The sequence below is a fragment of the Dietzia sp. B32 genome, assembly GCF_024732245.1.
Lineage (GTDB): Bacteria > Actinomycetota > Actinomycetes > Mycobacteriales > Mycobacteriaceae > Dietzia.
This window is the reverse complement of sequence record NZ_CP093845.1, coordinates 3,391,242-3,407,986: the sequence shown is the minus strand read 5'-3', so window position 1 is coordinate 3,407,986 and position 16,745 is coordinate 3,391,242. Positions and strand designations below refer to the sequence as shown.

General features: G+C 70.0%; 13 protein-coding genes. 8 read left to right on the top strand and 5 right to left on the bottom strand.

Annotated features, from left to right (window positions below; all coding sequences use genetic code 11):
* Positions 1 to 41: 41 nt before the first annotated feature.
* Positions 42 to 2,198, bottom strand: coding sequence for a 4-alpha-glucanotransferase (gene malQ, locus L8M95_RS16070; protein WP_260487082.1), 2,157 nt, complete (start codon positions 2,196 to 2,198; stop codon positions 42 to 44).
* Between the two features lie 148 nt (positions 2,199 to 2,346).
* Here malQ and L8M95_RS16065 point away from each other — a divergent pair, with 148 nt between their 5' ends.
* From L8M95_RS16065 to L8M95_RS16030, 8 genes are all read left to right on the top strand, one after another.
* Complete coding sequence (locus tag L8M95_RS16065) at positions 2,347 to 3,558, top strand: acetyl-CoA C-acetyltransferase (RefSeq protein WP_260487081.1); 1,212 nt, start codon at positions 2,347 to 2,349, stop codon at positions 3,556 to 3,558.
* Between the two features lie 36 nt (positions 3,559 to 3,594).
* A complete protein-coding gene (locus tag L8M95_RS16060; protein ID WP_260487080.1) occupies positions 3,595 to 5,784 on the top strand; it encodes a 3-hydroxyacyl-CoA dehydrogenase NAD-binding domain-containing protein in 2,190 nt (729 codons plus the stop codon).
* Between the two features lie 299 nt (positions 5,785 to 6,083).
* The gene (locus L8M95_RS16055) at positions 6,084 to 7,184 is read left to right on the top strand and encodes a hemin ABC transporter substrate-binding protein (protein ID WP_260487079.1); all 1,101 of its coding nucleotides are present in this window, start codon (positions 6,084 to 6,086) and stop codon (positions 7,182 to 7,184) included.
* Complete coding sequence (locus L8M95_RS16050) at positions 7,181 to 8,290, top strand: FecCD family ABC transporter permease (RefSeq protein ID WP_396119059.1); 1,110 nt, start codon at positions 7,181 to 7,183, stop codon at positions 8,288 to 8,290. The genes L8M95_RS16055 and L8M95_RS16050 overlap by 4 nt, the downstream gene beginning before the upstream one ends.
* Positions 8,287 to 9,156, top strand: a complete 870-nt coding sequence (locus L8M95_RS16045; RefSeq protein ID WP_260487078.1) for a heme ABC transporter ATP-binding protein — start codon at positions 8,287 to 8,289, stop codon at positions 9,154 to 9,156. The genes L8M95_RS16050 and L8M95_RS16045 overlap by 4 nt, the downstream gene beginning before the upstream one ends.
* The gene (locus L8M95_RS16040; protein ID WP_260487077.1) at positions 9,156 to 10,568 is read left to right on the top strand and encodes a hypothetical protein; all 1,413 of its coding nucleotides are present in this window, start codon (positions 9,156 to 9,158) and stop codon (positions 10,566 to 10,568) included. Before L8M95_RS16045 ends, L8M95_RS16040 begins: the two co-directional genes overlap by 1 nt.
* An 83-nt stretch (positions 10,569 to 10,651) precedes the next feature.
* Positions 10,652 to 12,055 (top strand): HtaA domain-containing protein, encoded by a 1,404-nt coding sequence (locus L8M95_RS16035; RefSeq protein WP_260487076.1) that lies wholly within the window; start codon positions 10,652 to 10,654, stop codon positions 12,053 to 12,055.
* Position 12,056: 1 nt separating this feature from the next.
* Entirely contained in the window at positions 12,057 to 12,743 is a 687-nt protein-coding gene (locus tag L8M95_RS16030; protein ID WP_260487075.1) for a hypothetical protein, read from the top strand.
* 188 nt (positions 12,744 to 12,931) lie between these two features.
* Here L8M95_RS16030 and L8M95_RS16025 read toward each other — a convergent pair whose 3' ends face one another.
* From L8M95_RS16025 to L8M95_RS16010, 4 genes are all read right to left on the bottom strand, one after another.
* Positions 12,932 to 13,570 (bottom strand): heme oxygenase (biliverdin-producing), encoded by a 639-nt coding sequence (locus L8M95_RS16025; protein ID WP_260487074.1) that lies wholly within the window; start codon positions 13,568 to 13,570, stop codon positions 12,932 to 12,934.
* A 307-nt stretch (positions 13,571 to 13,877) separates the two neighbouring features.
* Positions 13,878 to 14,624 carry an HtaA domain-containing protein gene (locus L8M95_RS16020; RefSeq protein ID WP_260487073.1) on the bottom strand — a complete coding sequence of 249 codons (747 nt, stop codon included), beginning with the start codon at positions 14,622 to 14,624 and terminating at the stop codon, positions 13,878 to 13,880.
* A 161-nt stretch (positions 14,625 to 14,785) separates the two neighbouring features.
* Positions 14,786 to 15,937 carry a MalY/PatB family protein gene (locus L8M95_RS16015; protein WP_260487072.1) on the bottom strand — a complete coding sequence of 384 codons (1,152 nt, stop codon included), beginning with the start codon at positions 15,935 to 15,937 and terminating at the stop codon, positions 14,786 to 14,788.
* A 42-nt stretch (positions 15,938 to 15,979) separates the two neighbouring features.
* On the bottom strand, positions 15,980 to 16,591 hold the full coding sequence (locus L8M95_RS16010; protein ID WP_260487071.1) for a hypothetical protein: 612 nt from the start codon (positions 16,589 to 16,591) through the stop codon (positions 15,980 to 15,982).
* Positions 16,592 to 16,745 lie beyond the last annotated feature (154 nt).

Here is a 16,745-nt window from a genome sequence, read left to right as displayed (position 1 = left end):
CCCACACAAGCCGACGCCGCCGCCGGCCCGACGCCCCTCGATCACCGCCGCGGGGCGCCGGCAGCCTTCATCACACGATCCGCGAGAGTCGACGCGCGCAGTGTCTCCATACCGACCACCTCACCGGTCGGGCCGGACAGCGGCACCCTCCAGTTCGGATACTCATCCGATGTGCCCGGGATGTTCACGGGTCGACGGTCGCCCACGAGATCGGACACCGACACCGCGAACAGTAGCGACGGCGACCCGGCCACGAAGCGATGCAGGGCGACCACCAGATCATCGGGGGAGTCGCCCTCGAGCAGGCCCCGCTCGCGCACTGCTGACGTGAACGCCTCGATCTCGGCCGCGGCACCACGACGCTCCGCCGCGACGTCGCCCGTCAACTGCCCGAGCTCCTCCCGGACGTCCACATGGACGAGTTCGGCGTACCCGGCGGTCGGCGGTAGATCATGGGTCGTCACCGACGCCATACACAGCCGCCGGTAGTCCTCGGGCGGGATCGGAGCGTCGTCGTCCTGCTCGAACCACATCACCGAAGTGCCCAGAACCCCGAGTTCAGACAGTGTCTCCCGGACCCCGGGAGCCACCGTCCCCAGATCCTCGCCCACCACGACCGCGCCGGCACGTGACGCCTCTAGAGCGAGAACTCCGAGCATGGCCTCGTGGTCATAGTGGACGTACGTACCCTCGGTCGGGGCCGAGCCCCGGGGAATCCACCACAACCGGAACAGTCCCAGAATGTGATCGATCCGGACGCCGCCGGAATCCCTCAGTGCAGCCCGAACGATGTCGCGGAACGGGCGGTAGCCCTCCTGCGCGAGGGCGTCCGGACGCAGGGGTGGCTGCGACCAATCCTGCCCCCGTTGGTTGTAGACGTCCGGGGGAGCACCCACCGAGACCCCACGGGCGAGGGAACGGTTCAGGGACCACGCGTCGGCACCTGTGGGATGAACCCCCACCGCCAGGTCGTGCAGTATGCCGAGACGCATGCCGGAATCGACGGCCGCCCGGTGGGCATGGGCTCGCTGTTCCCCGACCAACCACTGCAACCAGAGGTGGAAGCGGATCTCCTCCGAGTTCTCCTCGGCGAAGCGGGCGACGGCCTCCGACTCCGGATCCTGCAGATCCTCCGGCCAGGCGGACCAGTCCGGGCCGTGGGCGCCGGCCAATGCGGACCAGGTGGCGAATCCCAGGATTCCCGGTCCCTGTTGTTCCACGAACCTGTCGAACGATTCGGCCCGGCCGCCGGACAGCGGGACCGTGAACAGGATCCGGAGCGCCTCGAGCTTCCGGGTCCATGACCCGTCGCGATCGATGGTGTCATCCGTATTGGCTGCAGCCGCGGTGTGGGCGAGACCCTCGACGCGCCTACGGTCGTCATCGGACAGCTCGCCGTACTCGGGAACCAGCTCGGGCCGTAGGTAGAGGGGAGAGGAGAAACGCCGGGTGGTCGGGAGATAGGGCGACGGGCTCACCGGGGCGAACGGCTCGCCCGCATGCATCGGATTGACCAGGACGAAATCCGCACCGAGGTCGCGGCCCGCCCACCCGGCGAGCTCGCCCAGGTCAGCCAGATCGCCGACCCCCCAGGACTCGTCCGACCGGACCTGATAGAGCTGTGCCGCCAACCCGACCGCACGGCGTTCCTCGATGCCGGCGGGTACGGGGATGACGGAGGGATAGACCAACAGGGTGCACTCACCGGACACGGGGTCGATGCCCGGCGCCTCCACGACCGCGGTGACGCGATGCCAGCCGACGGGAATGGTGCCGGGGACCTCCACGGCCACTCGCTCCATCGCCATCCCGTCGACCTCCCGGGCTATCCGGGGCTCATCGAGGGGGAGCAGACTCACCGGCTCGTCGGTGTCCTCGAGGAGGGCCGCCACGTTCACGATGGCTCCGCGCGGGACGTGGACCGGGCATCCGATGGCGGTGCCCTGACGCGCCACCAGCGTCGGTGGCAGCACACGCCGCCAGGGGCCCAGACGCACGGCCTCGAGAGCCTCACGTGCGGAGAGGTCGCCCTCGCCGTCGTCATCCGTGACCTCGACCCCCAACGCGGCGAGCACCGCCCGCAGGGTCGAGGCCGGGACCTCGCGACGGACGCCGTGGGCGTCCTCGAAACTCGAGGCGACGCCGCAGGCATCGGCGAGCTCGGCCAGGGCAGGGGACACGGCATGGTTCTCGGTCACGGGGTCCACTGTGCCACCGGCCGGGTGGCGACGAGCGTGCCACCGGAACGAACGGGAAACGGACCACACTCCGTGGGGTCGAGAGGCACCACGTAGCCTGACGATGAACACGTATCAGTTCCGCCCAGAGAAAGGCCGTGGACCACCCATGACCGAGGCATTCATCTACGACGCCATCCGGACGCCCCGTGGCAAGGGCAAGCCCGGCGGCGCCCTCCACGGCGTCAAGCCGATCGACCTGGTGGTCGGCCTCATCGAGGAGACCCGTCGGCGCTTCCCCGACCTCGACGAAAACCGGATCTCGGACATCATCCTGGGGATCGTCACGCCCCTCGGTGACCAGGGGATGGACCTGCCCCGCATCGCGGCCCTCGCCGCCGGCATGCCGGACACCGTCGCGGGCGTGCAGATCAACCGCTTCTGCGCCTCCGGTCTGACCTCCATCAACATGGCCGCCCAGAAGATCCGCTCCGGGTGGGACGAGGTCGTCTTCGCCGGCGGCGTCGAGTCCATGTCCAGGGTGCCGATGGGTACCGACGGCGGTGCCTGGGCCATGGACCCGGCCACCAACTACGACACCTACTTCTCGCCCCAGGGCATCGGGGCGGACCTCATCGCCACACTCGAGGGCTTCAGCCGCGAGGACGTCGACCGCTACGCCGAGCGTTCGCAGCGCCTGGCCGCCCGCGCGTGGGAAGAGGGTCGGTTCGCCAAGTCGGTCGTCCCCGTCAAGGACATCAACGGCGTGACCGTCCTCGACCACGACGAGCACATGCGTCCCGGCACCACCGTCGAGGCCCTGGCCAAGCTCAAGCCGTCCTTCGCCATGGTCGGCGACATGGGCGGATTCGACGCGGTGGCGCTCCAGAAGTACCACTGGGTCGAGGAGATCAACCACGTCCACCACGGCGGCAACTCGTCCGGCATCGTCGACGGCGCCGCACTCGTGGTCGTCGGATCGGAGAAGGCCGGGCAGGAGATGGGCATGACCCCGCGCGCCCGCGTCGTGGCCGCGGCCACCTCCGGTGCCGACACCACCATCATGCTGACCGGGCCCACCCCGGCCGCCAAGAAGGCGCTCGCGACCGCCGGCCTGACCGCCGACGACATCGATCTGTGGGAGCTCAACGAGGCCTTCGCCTCCGTCGTGCTGCGCTTCCAGAAGGACATGAACATCCCCGACGAGAAGCTCAACGTCAACGGCGGCGCCATCGCCATGGGGCACCCGCTCGGCGCAACCGGCGCGATGATCACCGGCACGGTGCTCGACGAGCTCGAGCGCACCGGCGGCAAGCGCGCCCTCATCACCCTCTGCGTGGGTGGCGGCATGGGCGTGGCCACCATCATCGAACGCGTCTGAACCCCACCGACACACAGTCATAGGAGTAGAGAACCAGTGAGCGAAAACATGTTCCGGTGGGAGCAGGACGGCGACGGCATCGTCACCCTCACCATGGACGACCCCGACCACGGCGCCAACACGATGAACGCGCGGTTCATCGACGACTTCGCCGCCACCGTCGACCGCATCGAGGCCGAGAAGGAGTCCATCAAGGGCGTCGTGCTGACGTCCGCCAAGAAGAGCTTCTTCGGCGGCGGCGACCTCAAGTCGATGATCAAGGCCGGGCCCGAGCAGGCCGACGAGCTGTTCGAGCGGTCAATGGGCATCAAGGGCCGCATGCGCGCCCTCGAGACCTGCGGTGTGCCGGTCGTGGCGGCCCTCAACGGCGCGGCCCTGGGCGGCGGCCTCGAGCTCGCGCTCGCCTGCCACCACCGCGTCATCGCCGACGCCCGCGGCGCCAAGGTCGGCCTGCCCGAGGTCACCCTCGGCCTGCTGCCCGGCGGCGGTGGCATCGTCCGCACCGTCCGCATGTTCGGCCTCGCCCAGGCCGTGCCCAACATTCTCATGTCCGGCCGGTCCTTCGCCCCGGACAAGGCGCTCAAGGCCGGCCTGGTCGACGAGGTCGTCGAGTCCGAGAAGCTCCTCGACGCAGCCAAGGCGTGGATCAAGACCGACCCCGAGCCCACCCAGCCGTGGGACCGCAAGGGCTGGACGCTGCCCGGCGGCACGATCAGCGACCCGGGACTGTCCGGCGTCCTGCCGTCGTTCCCGGCGAACATGCGCAAGCAGACGAAGGGCGCGCCCTCCCCGGCGCCGCGCGCCATCATGGCCGCCGCCGTCGAGGGTTCACAGGTCGACTTCGCGACCGCCGAGAAGATCGAGGCGCGCTACTTCGTCTCCCTCGTGACCGGACCCATCGCGAAGAACATGATCCAGGCGTTCTTCTTCGACATGCAGCACTGCTCCTCCGGCGGGGCCCGGCCGAAGGCTGCCGACGGCTCGGAGATCCCGCGCACCCAGTTCACGAAGGTCGGTGTCCTCGGCGCCGGCATGATGGGCGCCGGCATCGCGTACGTGTGCGCGAAGGCCGGGATCGAAGTCGTCCTCAAGGACGTCGAGCAGGCCTCCGCCGACAAGGGCAAGGCGTACTCCGAGAAGATCGAGGCCAAGGCGCTCGAGCGTGGCCGCACCACGCAGGAGAAGTCCGACGCCCTGCTCGCCCGCATCACGCCGACGACCGATCCGCAGGCCCTCGCCGGCTGCGACCTCGTGATCGAGGCCGTCTTCGAGTCTCCCGAGCTGAAGAAGAAGGTGTTCCAGGAGATCGAGGACATCGTCGCCCCCGACGCGCTGCTGGGCTCCAACACGTCGACCCTGCCGATCACCGACCTCGCCACCGGCGTCAAGCGGCCCGAGGACTTCATCGGCCTGCACTTCTTCTCGCCCGTCGACAAGATGCAGCTGGTGGAGATCATCAAGGGCGAGAAGACCACCCCGGAGACGCTGGCCAAGGCGATCGACCTCACGCTGGCGATCCGCAAGATCCCGATCGTGGTCAACGACTCGCGTGGCTTCTACACCTCTCGGGTCATCGGCACGTTCGTCAACGAGGCGATCGGGATGCTGGCCGAGGGCATCGAGCCCGCCACCATCGAGCAGGCCGGCCGCATCGCCGGCTACCCGGCAGCCCCGCTGCAGCTGTCCGACGAGCTGAACCTCAACCTCATGGTCAAGATCCGTCAGGCGACCCGCGACGCCGCGGAGGCCGCTGGTGAGGAGTTCGTCCCCGACGCCGTCGACCAGGTGATCCTCAAGATGGTCGAGGAGCTCGGGCGCTCCGGCCGCGCCGCCGGTGCCGGGTTCTACGAGTACGCCGACGGCAAGCGGGCAGGACTGTGGTCGGGCCTGCGCGAGGCGTTCAACACCTCGCCGGACAACGCGCCCCCGCTGCAGGACCTGGTCGATCGCATGATCTTCGCCGAGGTCCTCGAGACGCAGAAGTGCGTCGACGAGGGCGTGATCGTCGACGACGCCGACGCCAACATCGGTTCCATCATCGGCATCGGGTTCCCGGCGTGGACCGGCGGCACCCGCCAGTACGCGAAGAACTACTCCGAGCCGGGAGCCAGGGTCGCCTCGGGCTACAAGGGCTTCGTCGCCCGCGCCGAGGAGCTGGCCTCCACATACGGCGAGCGCTTCGCGCCGACCGAGTCGCTCAAGAAGCTGGCGGCCGAGCAGGGCTGACCCACCGGTCGCGTTCCGGCCCCGGGGACACCGGAGTCGGAACGGCCCCAGCGGTACCCATGCGCCCCGGGTCCGATCCTCGCGACCGGAACCGGGGCGCACGGCGTTTGCCGGGCTCCGGGGTTCCGGAATCCTTATGGCTCGTGGAGCCCTCTACGAATCGTCCACGCACGTGAAATGCGCTCACTTGTGGCGCGGTCGGAGAGCAAACCTGCGCTTGACGTGCACTGATGGCACTTAGGTAAGGCTAGGGCAATAGAGGTTAGGCTTGCCTCAGTGATGGGTGCTACAGTTTCCCCATGTTCAGACAGCGCTCAGGTTCTTTTCGGGTCGCCCTCGCTGCGGTCCTGACGCTCTCGCTCGCCTCCTGCGGGGTCGCCACTGGTGCAGGTGGGGAGACCGAGAAGATCTCGGGGATCCCGCTCGCGTCGGAGGTCACCGCGCTCGAGGACCCGCGCTCGTACCAGGGACAGCTCGCGCTCCAGCTCGTCGACGACCCGGTGGGGCCGATCGCCACCGACCCGGTACCGCAGCTGCCGGCCGTGGTGACCGACAACCAGGGCACGGTCGTCGAGGTGGAGGACGTCTCACGCATCCTGCCGCTGGACATCTACGGAACCCTGTCGCGGATCGTGTTCGAGCTCGGCCTGGGCGGCAACGTGATCGGCCGCGACATCTCGTCGGCGTTCCCGGAGATCGCCGACGTCCCGCTGGTGACCACCGACGGACACCAGCTCAACGCCGAGGCGATCCTCGCGCTCAACCCGTCCGTGATCATCACCGACACCTCACTCGGACCGTGGGATGTGGTGCTGCAGCTGCGCGATGCCGGTGTGCCCGTCGTCGTCGTCGACTCCCACCGCTCCCCGGAGAACGTCGAGGCCCTCACCGAGGCCGTGGGCAACGCCCTCGGCCTGCCGGAGGAGGGGCGCGCGCTGGGCGAGCGGACCCGCGCGCAGATCGCCGCGGCGGAGGAGTCGATCGCCACGATCGCGCCCGAGTCGGAGACGCAGCAGCTGCGCACGGTCTTCCTCTACGCCCGTGGCGCGGCCGGCGTGTACTACATGTTCGGCCAGGACAGCGGCGCGGACGAGCTCATCTCCGCGGCCGGCGGGTACGACGTCTCCTCCGAGGTCGGGTGGAAGGGCGCCAAGCCCGCCAACGACGAGGGCCTGATCGCCGCCCAGCCGGACGTGATCATCATGATGAACAAGGGCCTCGACTCGGTCGGCGGTGTGGACGGGCTGCTGGAGAAGTTCCCGGCCATGGCGCAGACCCCCGCCGGCGCGAACGAGCGCATCATCGCGATGAACGATGATCTGGTGCTCTCCTTCGGCACCCGCACCCCGGCCGTCCTCAACGCGCTCGCCGTGGCGCTCTACGCCCCCGACGCGCTGTGACCCTCACCGAGGCGCGGCGCCCGGCCCGGCACGCCGCCCGCGCACCGCGTCGCGAGTCTGGCGGGACGAACCGCCTGCTCACGGGCGGTCTGCTCATCGCCGGACTGTGCGTGGCGCTGGTCGTGCTGTCCGTGGTGGCGGCCGCCTCCGGGCAGCTGTCGATCCCGCCGTCGGAGGTGGCGTCGGGCTTCCTGCGCGGCCTGGGCCTCGACATGGGGCCGGCCGAGAGCCACCCCCGCGCCGACGCGACGCTGTGGAGCGTGCGGTTCCCGCGCGTGGCCATGGCGATCGTGGTGGGCGCGGCGCTGGCCGTCGCGGGCGCGCTCATGCAGGGCGCGTTCGGTAACCCGCTCGCCGAGCCGAGCGTGGTGGGCGTGTCCGCCGGCGCCGCGGTGGGCGCGGCGTCGGCGATCGTGTTCGGCCTCACCGCCTTCGGTCCCTGGACGAGCGTGGTCTGCGCCTTCGTGGCCGGCATCATCACCACCGCCGCCGTCTACCTCTTCAGCTGTAGTAACGGCCGCACGGAGGTGGTGACGCTGGTGCTCACCGGCATCGCGGTCAACGCGGTGGCGGGCGCGGCGTTGGCGTTCCTCATGTTCCTCGGTGACACCCAGGCCCGCGAGGAGATCGTGTTCTGGCAGCTGGGCAGCCTCAACGGCAGCCGGTGGGAGTACGTGTTCGTGGTGGCGCCGGTCGCGCTGCTCGGGCTCCTGCTGGCGTCGCGCCTGGCCCGCCAGCTTGACCTGCTCGCGTTGGGAGAGCGCCCGGCCCGGCACCTGGGGGTTGACGTGGAGCGCCTGCGCATCTACTCGATCCTGCTGGTGGGATTGCTCACCGCCGCGGCCGTGGCGTTCTGCGGCATCGTCGCCTTTGTCGGCCTGGTGGTGCCGCATGTGGTCCGCATGATCGCGGGCCCCGGACACCGGCTGCTGCTGGCGGCCTCGGCGCTGGGCGGCGCGGTGTGTCTGCTCGCCGCCGACCTGCTGGCCCGCACCGCCGTCAACTACGCGGAACTGCCGCTGGGCATGGTCACCGCGGCCGTGGGCGGCCCGTTCTTCTTCTGGCTGCTCCACCGCACCCGTCGCACCGCAGGAGGCTGGGGATGACCGCCGATCAGGCCCGCACACCGGTGCTGCGCGCGGAGGGGGTGACCGTCCGGATGGGCGGTCGGGTGCTGTTGGACGCGGTGGACCTCGACGTCCACGCAGGCGAGGTGCTGGCGCTGGTCGGCCCCAACGGCGCCGGCAAGTCGACGCTGCTCGGCGTGGTGGCGGGGGACACCACGCCCGAGTCCGGCCGGACGGTGCTGGATGGCACGGACCTGCGCAAGTGGCGCCTGGGCGACCTGTCGCGGCGCCGTGCCCTGCTGACGCAGGCCAACTCCGTGGCCTTCCCGTTCAGCGTGCGGGAGGTGGTGGCGATGGGGCGCGCGCCGTGGACGGGGCTGCCCGAGGGCGACGACGACGAGGAGATCATCGACTCCTCGCTCGCCGCCACCGACACCACCCACCTGCGCCTCCGGACCTTCCCGACGCTGTCCGGTGGGGAGAAGGCCCGGGTATCGCTCTCGCGCGCCCTCGCGCAGCGCACCGGCGTCCTGCTGCTGGACGAGCCCACCGCCGCCGTGGATCTGCGGCATCAGGAGATCGTCCTGGAGCTCGCGCGCGCGGTCGCCGACGCCGGCGGGGCCGTGGTGGTGGTGCTCCACGACCTCGCGCTGGCCGCGGCGTGGGCCGACCGCATGGTGATGATCGCCGACGGCCGGGTCCGCGCCGACGGCCCGCCGGCGGAGGTGCTCACCCCCGACCTCATCCACGAGGTCTATCAGCAGCCGGTTCTCGTCCACCGTCACCCGGTGACCGGGGACCTGCTGGTCACCCCGGATCGCCGGCGGTTCCGTCGTCCCGCCGCCCCGGAGCAGTTCGCCCAGTCGGGCGTCTCTGACCCCGTCCTCGTCAAGGAGTTCTCGTGATGGACACCTCACGCGGCCACGCGCCGATCAGCGTGCCGGTCGCCGCACAGCGCCGGCTGGCCGTGGCGCTCGCCGTACTGCTGGCCGCGGTCGCGCTCGTCGTGGCCGGGGCGCCGCCGGCGCAGGCCGCGGCGCGGCTCAGCGCGTCGAGCTCGATCGGCGGCGCGGTGGCGTCGAGCTCCGGGCCGACGACCTTCACCGTGAGCGGGTCGGGCTATCAGGCCGTGCAGGGCGGCTTCGGTGGAATCTACGTGGGCTTCGGCTGGGTCAACGGATCCAACTGGGGCCCGTCCAAGGGCGGTGCCACCGGCAACTCGTACGACTACATCCCCGACGACCAGTCCCGGAACAACAAGGGCTACCAGGCGTTCGTCGCGTTCCCGGGGTCGGAGACCTCCGGTGAGGCGCAGGGCACGATGGGTGCCGACGGGTCCTTCCGGGTGCAGCTGACGGTCCCGGGGCCGACGTTCACCGGCGCCGGGGGCAAGCGCATCGACTGTCTCAAGATGACCTGTGGGTTCTTCACCTGGGGCGCACACGGGGTGCGCAACGGCGCCAACGAGACGTTCACCCCGGTGACCTTCCAGGCCGGGACGGCTCCGGCCTCGCCCGCAGCAGCCGAGGCGCCGCCGGCACAGGCTCCGGCAGCCCCGGCGGCAGCGGGTCGAGCGGGGTCCGGCCGGGCAGCGGAGGTGGCGGGCCGCGCCGGCCGTGCGCAGACGGCGGTCCAGGCCCAGGGCGCTCCCGCAGCAGGAGCCGGCGGGACCGAGGCGACCGCCGCTGCGCCCTCCTCGGGTGATCCCGGTGCGGCTGTTGAGTCTGCAACCTCTGCAGACGGCGCCGCTGGGGAGACCGGCGGGACCACGCTCAGTAGCGCCGCAGTGATCGAGGTCGACCGCAGGTCGGCCCGGGCCGGCGGGGCGATGGGCTTCGCGGCCGCGGGGTTCTGGCCCGGTGAGCAGGTGTACGTGGTGCTGGGCGACGGCCTTGCGGCGGTGGGGCCGGTGGTGGCCGGGGTCGACGGCGAGGTCGCGGGAGTCATCGTCCTGCCCGAGGACATCGAGGCGGGAACCCACGAGATTCGGGCTGCGGGAGCAGGATCGGGCCTGGAGGCCACTGAGCGTTTTCCTCTGCGAGTCGACATCACCCCGGCGGCGTCGTCCAACACACTGCGCGACTCGATGAAGTGGCTGTTTCTAGCGCTCGCGGGGTTGGCGCTGCTCGCCGCCGCCGCGTTCATGGTCAGGCGTAGTCAGGATGCCGGCGTCGCGGAGGCGTACGAGGCCCCTGCTGCCCAGGGGGTCGACGAACCCGGTGCCGGCGGCGACAACTACCTCTGTCCCCCGGAGGACGGCGCCCACGCGCAGACCGCGTACCCCACCACCGCGACGCAGGAAGAGGTTCAGCGATGACCAGGCAGTACTCCTCGACTCTGAGCAGCTCGAGTCTCCGCAGCGCGACCGCCCTGGCCCTGGCCCTGGCCCTGGTGCTCGCCATGGCTGCGACCGTGTGGGCGCCCCCGGCGCGCGCCGCCGCGGTGGCGATCACGGATGCGGAATTCCGGTGGGGCCTGAACAAGCAGAGCTCCGGGCCGAGCCATGGTCCCGGCCTGAACTTCCTGTCGGCGGGTGACATCGCGGGCGCCATTACCGGGCCCAACACGGCGATCGCCCCGGCTGACTGGAAGGCCAGCTCCGGCGACGTCACGATCGAGAAGCGGACGGCCAGCGGATCGTCCGCCCCGGCGACGTGGGCCGGCGTCCAGACCGATCAGTCGGGGACGACGCTATCCAGCTCGACGAGCAAGTACAGCGGCCTCGAGATGGTCTTCACCGGCGGCGAAGGCACCGTGGACCCGGAGGCCAAGACAGCGGCGATCGAGTGGGACGGCACCGTGTCGGTTCTGTACTACTCCGGATTCGTGTACCTCACCATCAGCGATCCCGTTCTCACGGTGACCCCGTCGCGCGCGGTGGTGACGGCGACCCTGGGTGGGCACCGGACCGACCGTGAGAACTCGGCGGTGTGGACCCCGATGACGCCCAAGTCGGTCACGCTGGCGAACCTGGATCGGCGTGATCTCGACCTGGGTGATGAGACCGGTATCTCGGCGGAGCCGGAATACCGCGGCGTGTCTTATCCTCGTGCCGACAGCGAGATGCCCCAGGTGAAGACCGGCCCGAATTGGGGCGCATTCCCCGAGTCGTTCCTGGATTTCGCTAAAGACTCGGGAAGTGGCGGATTCTGGTATTCCACGGGCGCTTCTTTTGACGCCACCAAACTCCCTCTTCCGATAATCGTGAGTTGGGATTCCGACAATCCGAACAGCGTTCCTGACTCGAATGGTGGCGGGTCCGGAAACTCGGGCAATTCAGGGATTGTCGGTGAAGTTATCGGTGACGCGGTCGAGGACATCATCCGCGCCGCCGGGACCGATGTCAGCGACACGGCTGCAGCCTGGATGGACGAGGCATGGAAGCCGCTGCAGCCGGACGCCGTCAAGGCAGCCCAGGCCGCCCAGGCCGCAGCCCCCGCCCCGGATGCCGGCGACTCGTCGACCGTCGTCGTGGATGAGTTCGCGGAAGAGTACGAGGAGTACTACGCCGCGGGAGCTCCGATGACCGCCGGCACCGTGGGCGCCACCCTCGCGACCATCACCGCCCCCTCGGGCGGCGGTTCGTCCGCTCCCGCGCCCGCGGCACCTGCGTCGAACTTCGCTGCTCCGCAGGCCGCGGCCCCGGTCGCGTCGAATCTGCCCCTCTCCGAGGTGGCCTACGCACAGACTTCCGCCTCGTCAGAGACGGGAAACCCCACCCACCAATGGCAGTGGTGGGTGGGGGCTGCACTGCTCGCGCTCGCAGCAGGGCTTTTCTACCAGACAGTTCGCAGGAAGGACTGATGTGAAGACTTCTCGATCCCGGCTCGCGCTCGCCGGTCGCCGTGGCATGGTGCTGGGGGCAGCGCTCGCGCTGCTCTCCGGCACGGCGATCGCCCCGGTGGCCAATGCCGACGAGGCCGGAATCGGTGCGCTGGTCAGCACCGCGCTCCAGTCCCTCACCTCCGCCTCGGCCTCGGCCGAGCAGGGCGACGGCCCCCGTGTGACGGTCTCGGAGTCCGTCCTCAGTGAGGACGGCGAGCACGAGATCACCGTCTCCGGGACCGGCTTCAAGGATGACGCCGTCGTCGCCAGCCGGCCCCCGCTCGCCGGAAAGAACCCCGGGATCTACGTGATCTTCGGCAAGTTCGCGGATGAGTGGCAACCCTCCGCGGGAGCGGCGTCCACGGCGCGGAAGTCGATCTCCCAGTATTGGGCGGTCAACGCCGAGGACATGGAGACCATCGGTGGGTCGGCGCGCGGAGCGATCGAGCTCGCCGCCGACGGCAGCTTCACCACGACGTTCACCGTGTCCAAGGCCCAGATCGACGATCTGGCCGGCGATGTCGAAGGCAACGTGGGCATCTACACCTACGCGGGTGGCGGAGCCACGCATGCTGCGTGGGAGACCTACCAGCCGATCACCTTCGGGGACCCGTTCTCCCTCGGCTCGGTCTCGCTCGGCAGCCTGGCGGGCCTGCTCCCCGGCTGACCTGACTTCCCGGCAGCCCACCGCTGCGGCCCCAGCGGCCCCGACACCCTCGGTGTCGGGGCCGCTGTCGTCGGCGCGTGAGATCGAGCGGGGGTCGGGCGTGGATAGGAAACGGGAAGGGGCCCAACGAGTCAGGCCCCTGGGTCCGCAGCGCGGATCCGGGGGCCTGAGAAGGGGGCTGGGGCGTCTCAGCGGACGCCTGCGGCCTCCAGGTCGAGGAAGATCTGGTGGTTGAGATCGAAGGCGCGGGTGGCCGCAGCCAGCGCGGACTCCCGGTCGGTCTCGCTCAGGGGCAGCGCATCGAGGGCGGCCCGGTACTCGTCCTTGTAGACCTTGGGCTTGTCGATCTCGAACTCGTAGAAGCTCAGGCCCTCCTCGACGCCGTAGTGGCGGCGAACCATGGTCTTGATGATCTGCCCGCCCGAGAGGTCCCCGAGGTAGCGGACATAGTGGTGGCCGATCAGGGCCGCCGGGTCCGAGGTGCAGGCGCGGAGCTCGTCGACGTAGGCGGTGACAGCCGGGACGACGAGGTCGCTCGTGCGGCCCAGGGCTGCGTGGGCCTGAAGGTCGGCGCGGAGAGCGTCGGTCCGATCGAGGCGCGGGTCGAGGATCGACGCCAGGCGGGGATCCTCGCCGGCGGCACGGCACGCCCCCTCGAGGGCCTCGTAGACGGGGAGGGACTGCCGCAGAAGGGCCACCAGGCCGTTCACCGTCCCCTCGCCCGACATCAGGCGGGTGATGAACGAGGCGTTCTCCGCCTGATCGTGGGCCGCCATCGTCGAATCGTGAAGTGCCTTCGACAAGGGGGCGGAAAGGGTGGTCTCCATTGTTCCTCCGAGGTTAGTTTCGCTTAATGGATATTACGGCACTGAACCCCTGATCGCTATATCCGAACCGAGTCGAATCGGGTACCGGAATTCCGGCGGAAGGCGTGCCGATGAGTTGCCCCCGGCGGCGCGCTGATATCGCTTCCGGAATTGTTCTCGGGGGAATTCCTCAACGGGCATTGTCGAGCATTGGGTAGGGCCGAGGTGAATACTGTGACTGCGTTTGTGGGGTCTCGATAACCCAAGTGGCAGCCCCGGGATACCGGGGCTGTGCCCGGCAGCCCGGGGCTGCTGTTGGGGGAGTGGCTCAGGAACCGAAGTCGAAGAGGTTGCCGAGCGAGCCGAAGATGCCGCCGTTGTCGTCGTCCCCGCCGACCTCGCCGTTGCACGGGGCGGTGATGTCGAGCACCACGGTGACAGGGTCCAGCTGGGTGCCGGAGGGGTAGCTGTCGAATGCGGGGACGAAGGCGTCGCCGATGACAGACGGGTTGGACGAGACGGTCACCTGGCCGCCGGTCTGGAAGACGGAGGCGTTCGGGAGGGTGAAGGTGGCGGCGACGACCTGGGTGCCGCTGATCGGCACGGCGGGGTCGTTGGGGTTCATGGTGAACTCGTTGCCCGCGTAGTCGAGCTTGAGTACACCCGAGGTTCCGGTGATCTCGACCGTCGGGTTGGACAGGGTCGTGTCCAGCGCGCCGGAATGGCCGACGAAGTGGACACTGCCGTCGCCGGAGGCGGTGGCGTTGTTCGCCCCGGACACGGCGCCCTCGGAGATCGGCCATGCGAACCGGCCGTCGGCCCCGCGCTCGGAGCCCTTGAAGGAGACGCCTTCGGAGAGGGTCCAGGTCCCCTGCGCGCCCGTCTGGAAGTAGCTCCGGAAGCTCTGCTTGAAGCCCCACTCGATCGAGCCGCCGGTGACCGAGTAGGTGGTGGCGTCGGGGTCGCAGTTGACGTCCTCAGCGGCGGCGACGCCGGGGATCGCGAGAGCGGACAGGCCCATGAGGGCCGCGGAGGTCAGGGCGACCGCGGCCGACCGGGAAGCGATACGAGACATGTGGGAATTCCTTCGAGGAATCATCCCGGGCGCCCGATGCGCCCGGTGGAAGCTGACGCCCCCGTCACAGAGGCAAGCCTTACCTTAGTGCGCAAGTTTGAGGAAAGGCTAGCCTAAGTCGAGTTTGTGACGCATCCCACATGTAAACGGATCTCGGCAGGTCAGGAAGCCGAGTTCGCCACCCGGCCCATCCGCACGAACGCCTCGGTGAGCAGCTCGGCGGAGCAGGCGAAGTTCACCCGGGCGAAGCCCTTGCCCTCCGTGCCGAACGCCGGCCCGGGGCTCAGCGCCACCCGCCCCTCGTCGAGGAACGCCGCGGCCGGGTCGTCCCCCAGTCCCGGGTAGGCGCGAAAGTCGATCCAGGCGACGAAACCGGCGTCCGGGCGCCGCCACCGGGCCCGGGGAAGATGCTCGGTCATGAGCTGCTCCATCAGGTCGAGGTTGGCGGCCAGGGCGGACCGCAGTTCGTCGAGCCAATCCAGGGACCCGGTCAACGCGGCCTCCGCGGCCAGTGCCCCGAAGTGCCCCACCGCGCCCGACAGCGCCGAGCGCCGGACGTGGAACCGCTCCGGGTTGCCGTTGATCACGAACGCGCACTTGAGTCCGGCGAGATTGAACGCCTTGGACGCCGACGAGATGGCCAGCCCCACCTCGCGCGCGGTGTCGGAGGCAGCCAGGAACGAGGTGAACTCGACTCCCGGCATGGCCAGGGGCGCCCAGATCTCGTCGGAGACCACCACGGCGTCATGCCGCGCGGCCAGGTCGGCGAGCTCGGCCAACTCTGCCTGGCCGTGAAGAACGCCCGTGGGGTTGTGCGGGTGACTGAGCAGCACGGCCCGGGCCCCATCGGCCAACGCCTGCTCGATGCCCGCCAGGTCCAGGCGCGGGTCCTCGCCGTCGTGGTCGACCAGGGGCACCGCGACCGGCGTCATCCCCACGCGCCGGATCCACGGTCCGAACGGCATGTACACCGGCGGCGTATACACCACGCCGCTCCCGGCCGGGATGGTCCGGGCGAGGGTCTCCCGCACGCCCACGCCCACGTCGTTGACCGGCACCACCGAGTCCTCCGGCACGTCGTACCCGAAGCGCGAGTAGTACCGCGCGCACACCCCGCCGAGTCGCTCGATCTCGGCGAAGTAGCCGGTGTCACCGTCCGCCACCGCGGCGGCGAGGCGCTCCCGGATCGCCGGGGCGAGCAGGACGTCGGTCTCGGCCACGAACAGCGGCAGGACGTCCTCGGGATAGGCCACCCACTTCTGGCTCCGGCGCCTGCGCAGGTCGGACTCGGGGACATCCAGGGGGAACGGCACGCGGTGGATCCTTTCGCAGCGGGTTCGAACGTCCCAGGTTACTCAGTTGCCGGGCACGAACCCCGGGTACACCCACACGTCGAAGTCGCGGGAGTCGGCGCCGAACGGGGAGAGCGGCATCAGTGAGACCCATGTGGTGGTGGCCGAACCGGGGACGGTGCCGGCGGGAATTCCGATACCGCCCGACGTGGTGGGCCATTCCCGCTCGTAGGCCAGGTTGTAGGCACCCCGGACGCTCCCGTCGGCCGCGGACCCGGTCGATCCGGTGATTACGTCCGAGAGCACCGTGATGCGGTGGAGCCTGTGCGGCGTCCCCGAGGGGTCGCGTTGCCAACAGTCCGATCCCTGGGACACGTAGTTCGAGCACCAGATCTCCGTGTCGGTGCCGAACGGGGAGAGCACGCGCATGGGTGCTCCGTTCGGGGCCCAGAACTGCGGATCCGACGGCGCGCCGGCGTAGGGCCAGTACGAGAGCTCGGCCCATCCGAACGGGCCGTCGGTGGCGGGTGGGAACGGGCGGTCGGCGGGCCAGGCTGGATCGTCGAGTGACTGGGCGAGGGCGGCGGGAGCGGTCGCGAGGGGGCCGAGCAGCGGCGTGGCCAGGAGGACCGCGGCGAGAGCGACGCGGCGGAGTCGTGTGACGGTGCGTGACATGGTCCCAGTCGACCACGCGAGCGGCACCCTCACAGGCCGATCCGCCGGAGGTGAGTACACCGTGACGGGACCGTCACCACGGGTAGCGCAGGGGAAACAGCGGCTTCCTACGGTGGCGTGGCATAGGGCGCCGGCCGGGCGCCCACGACCGGGG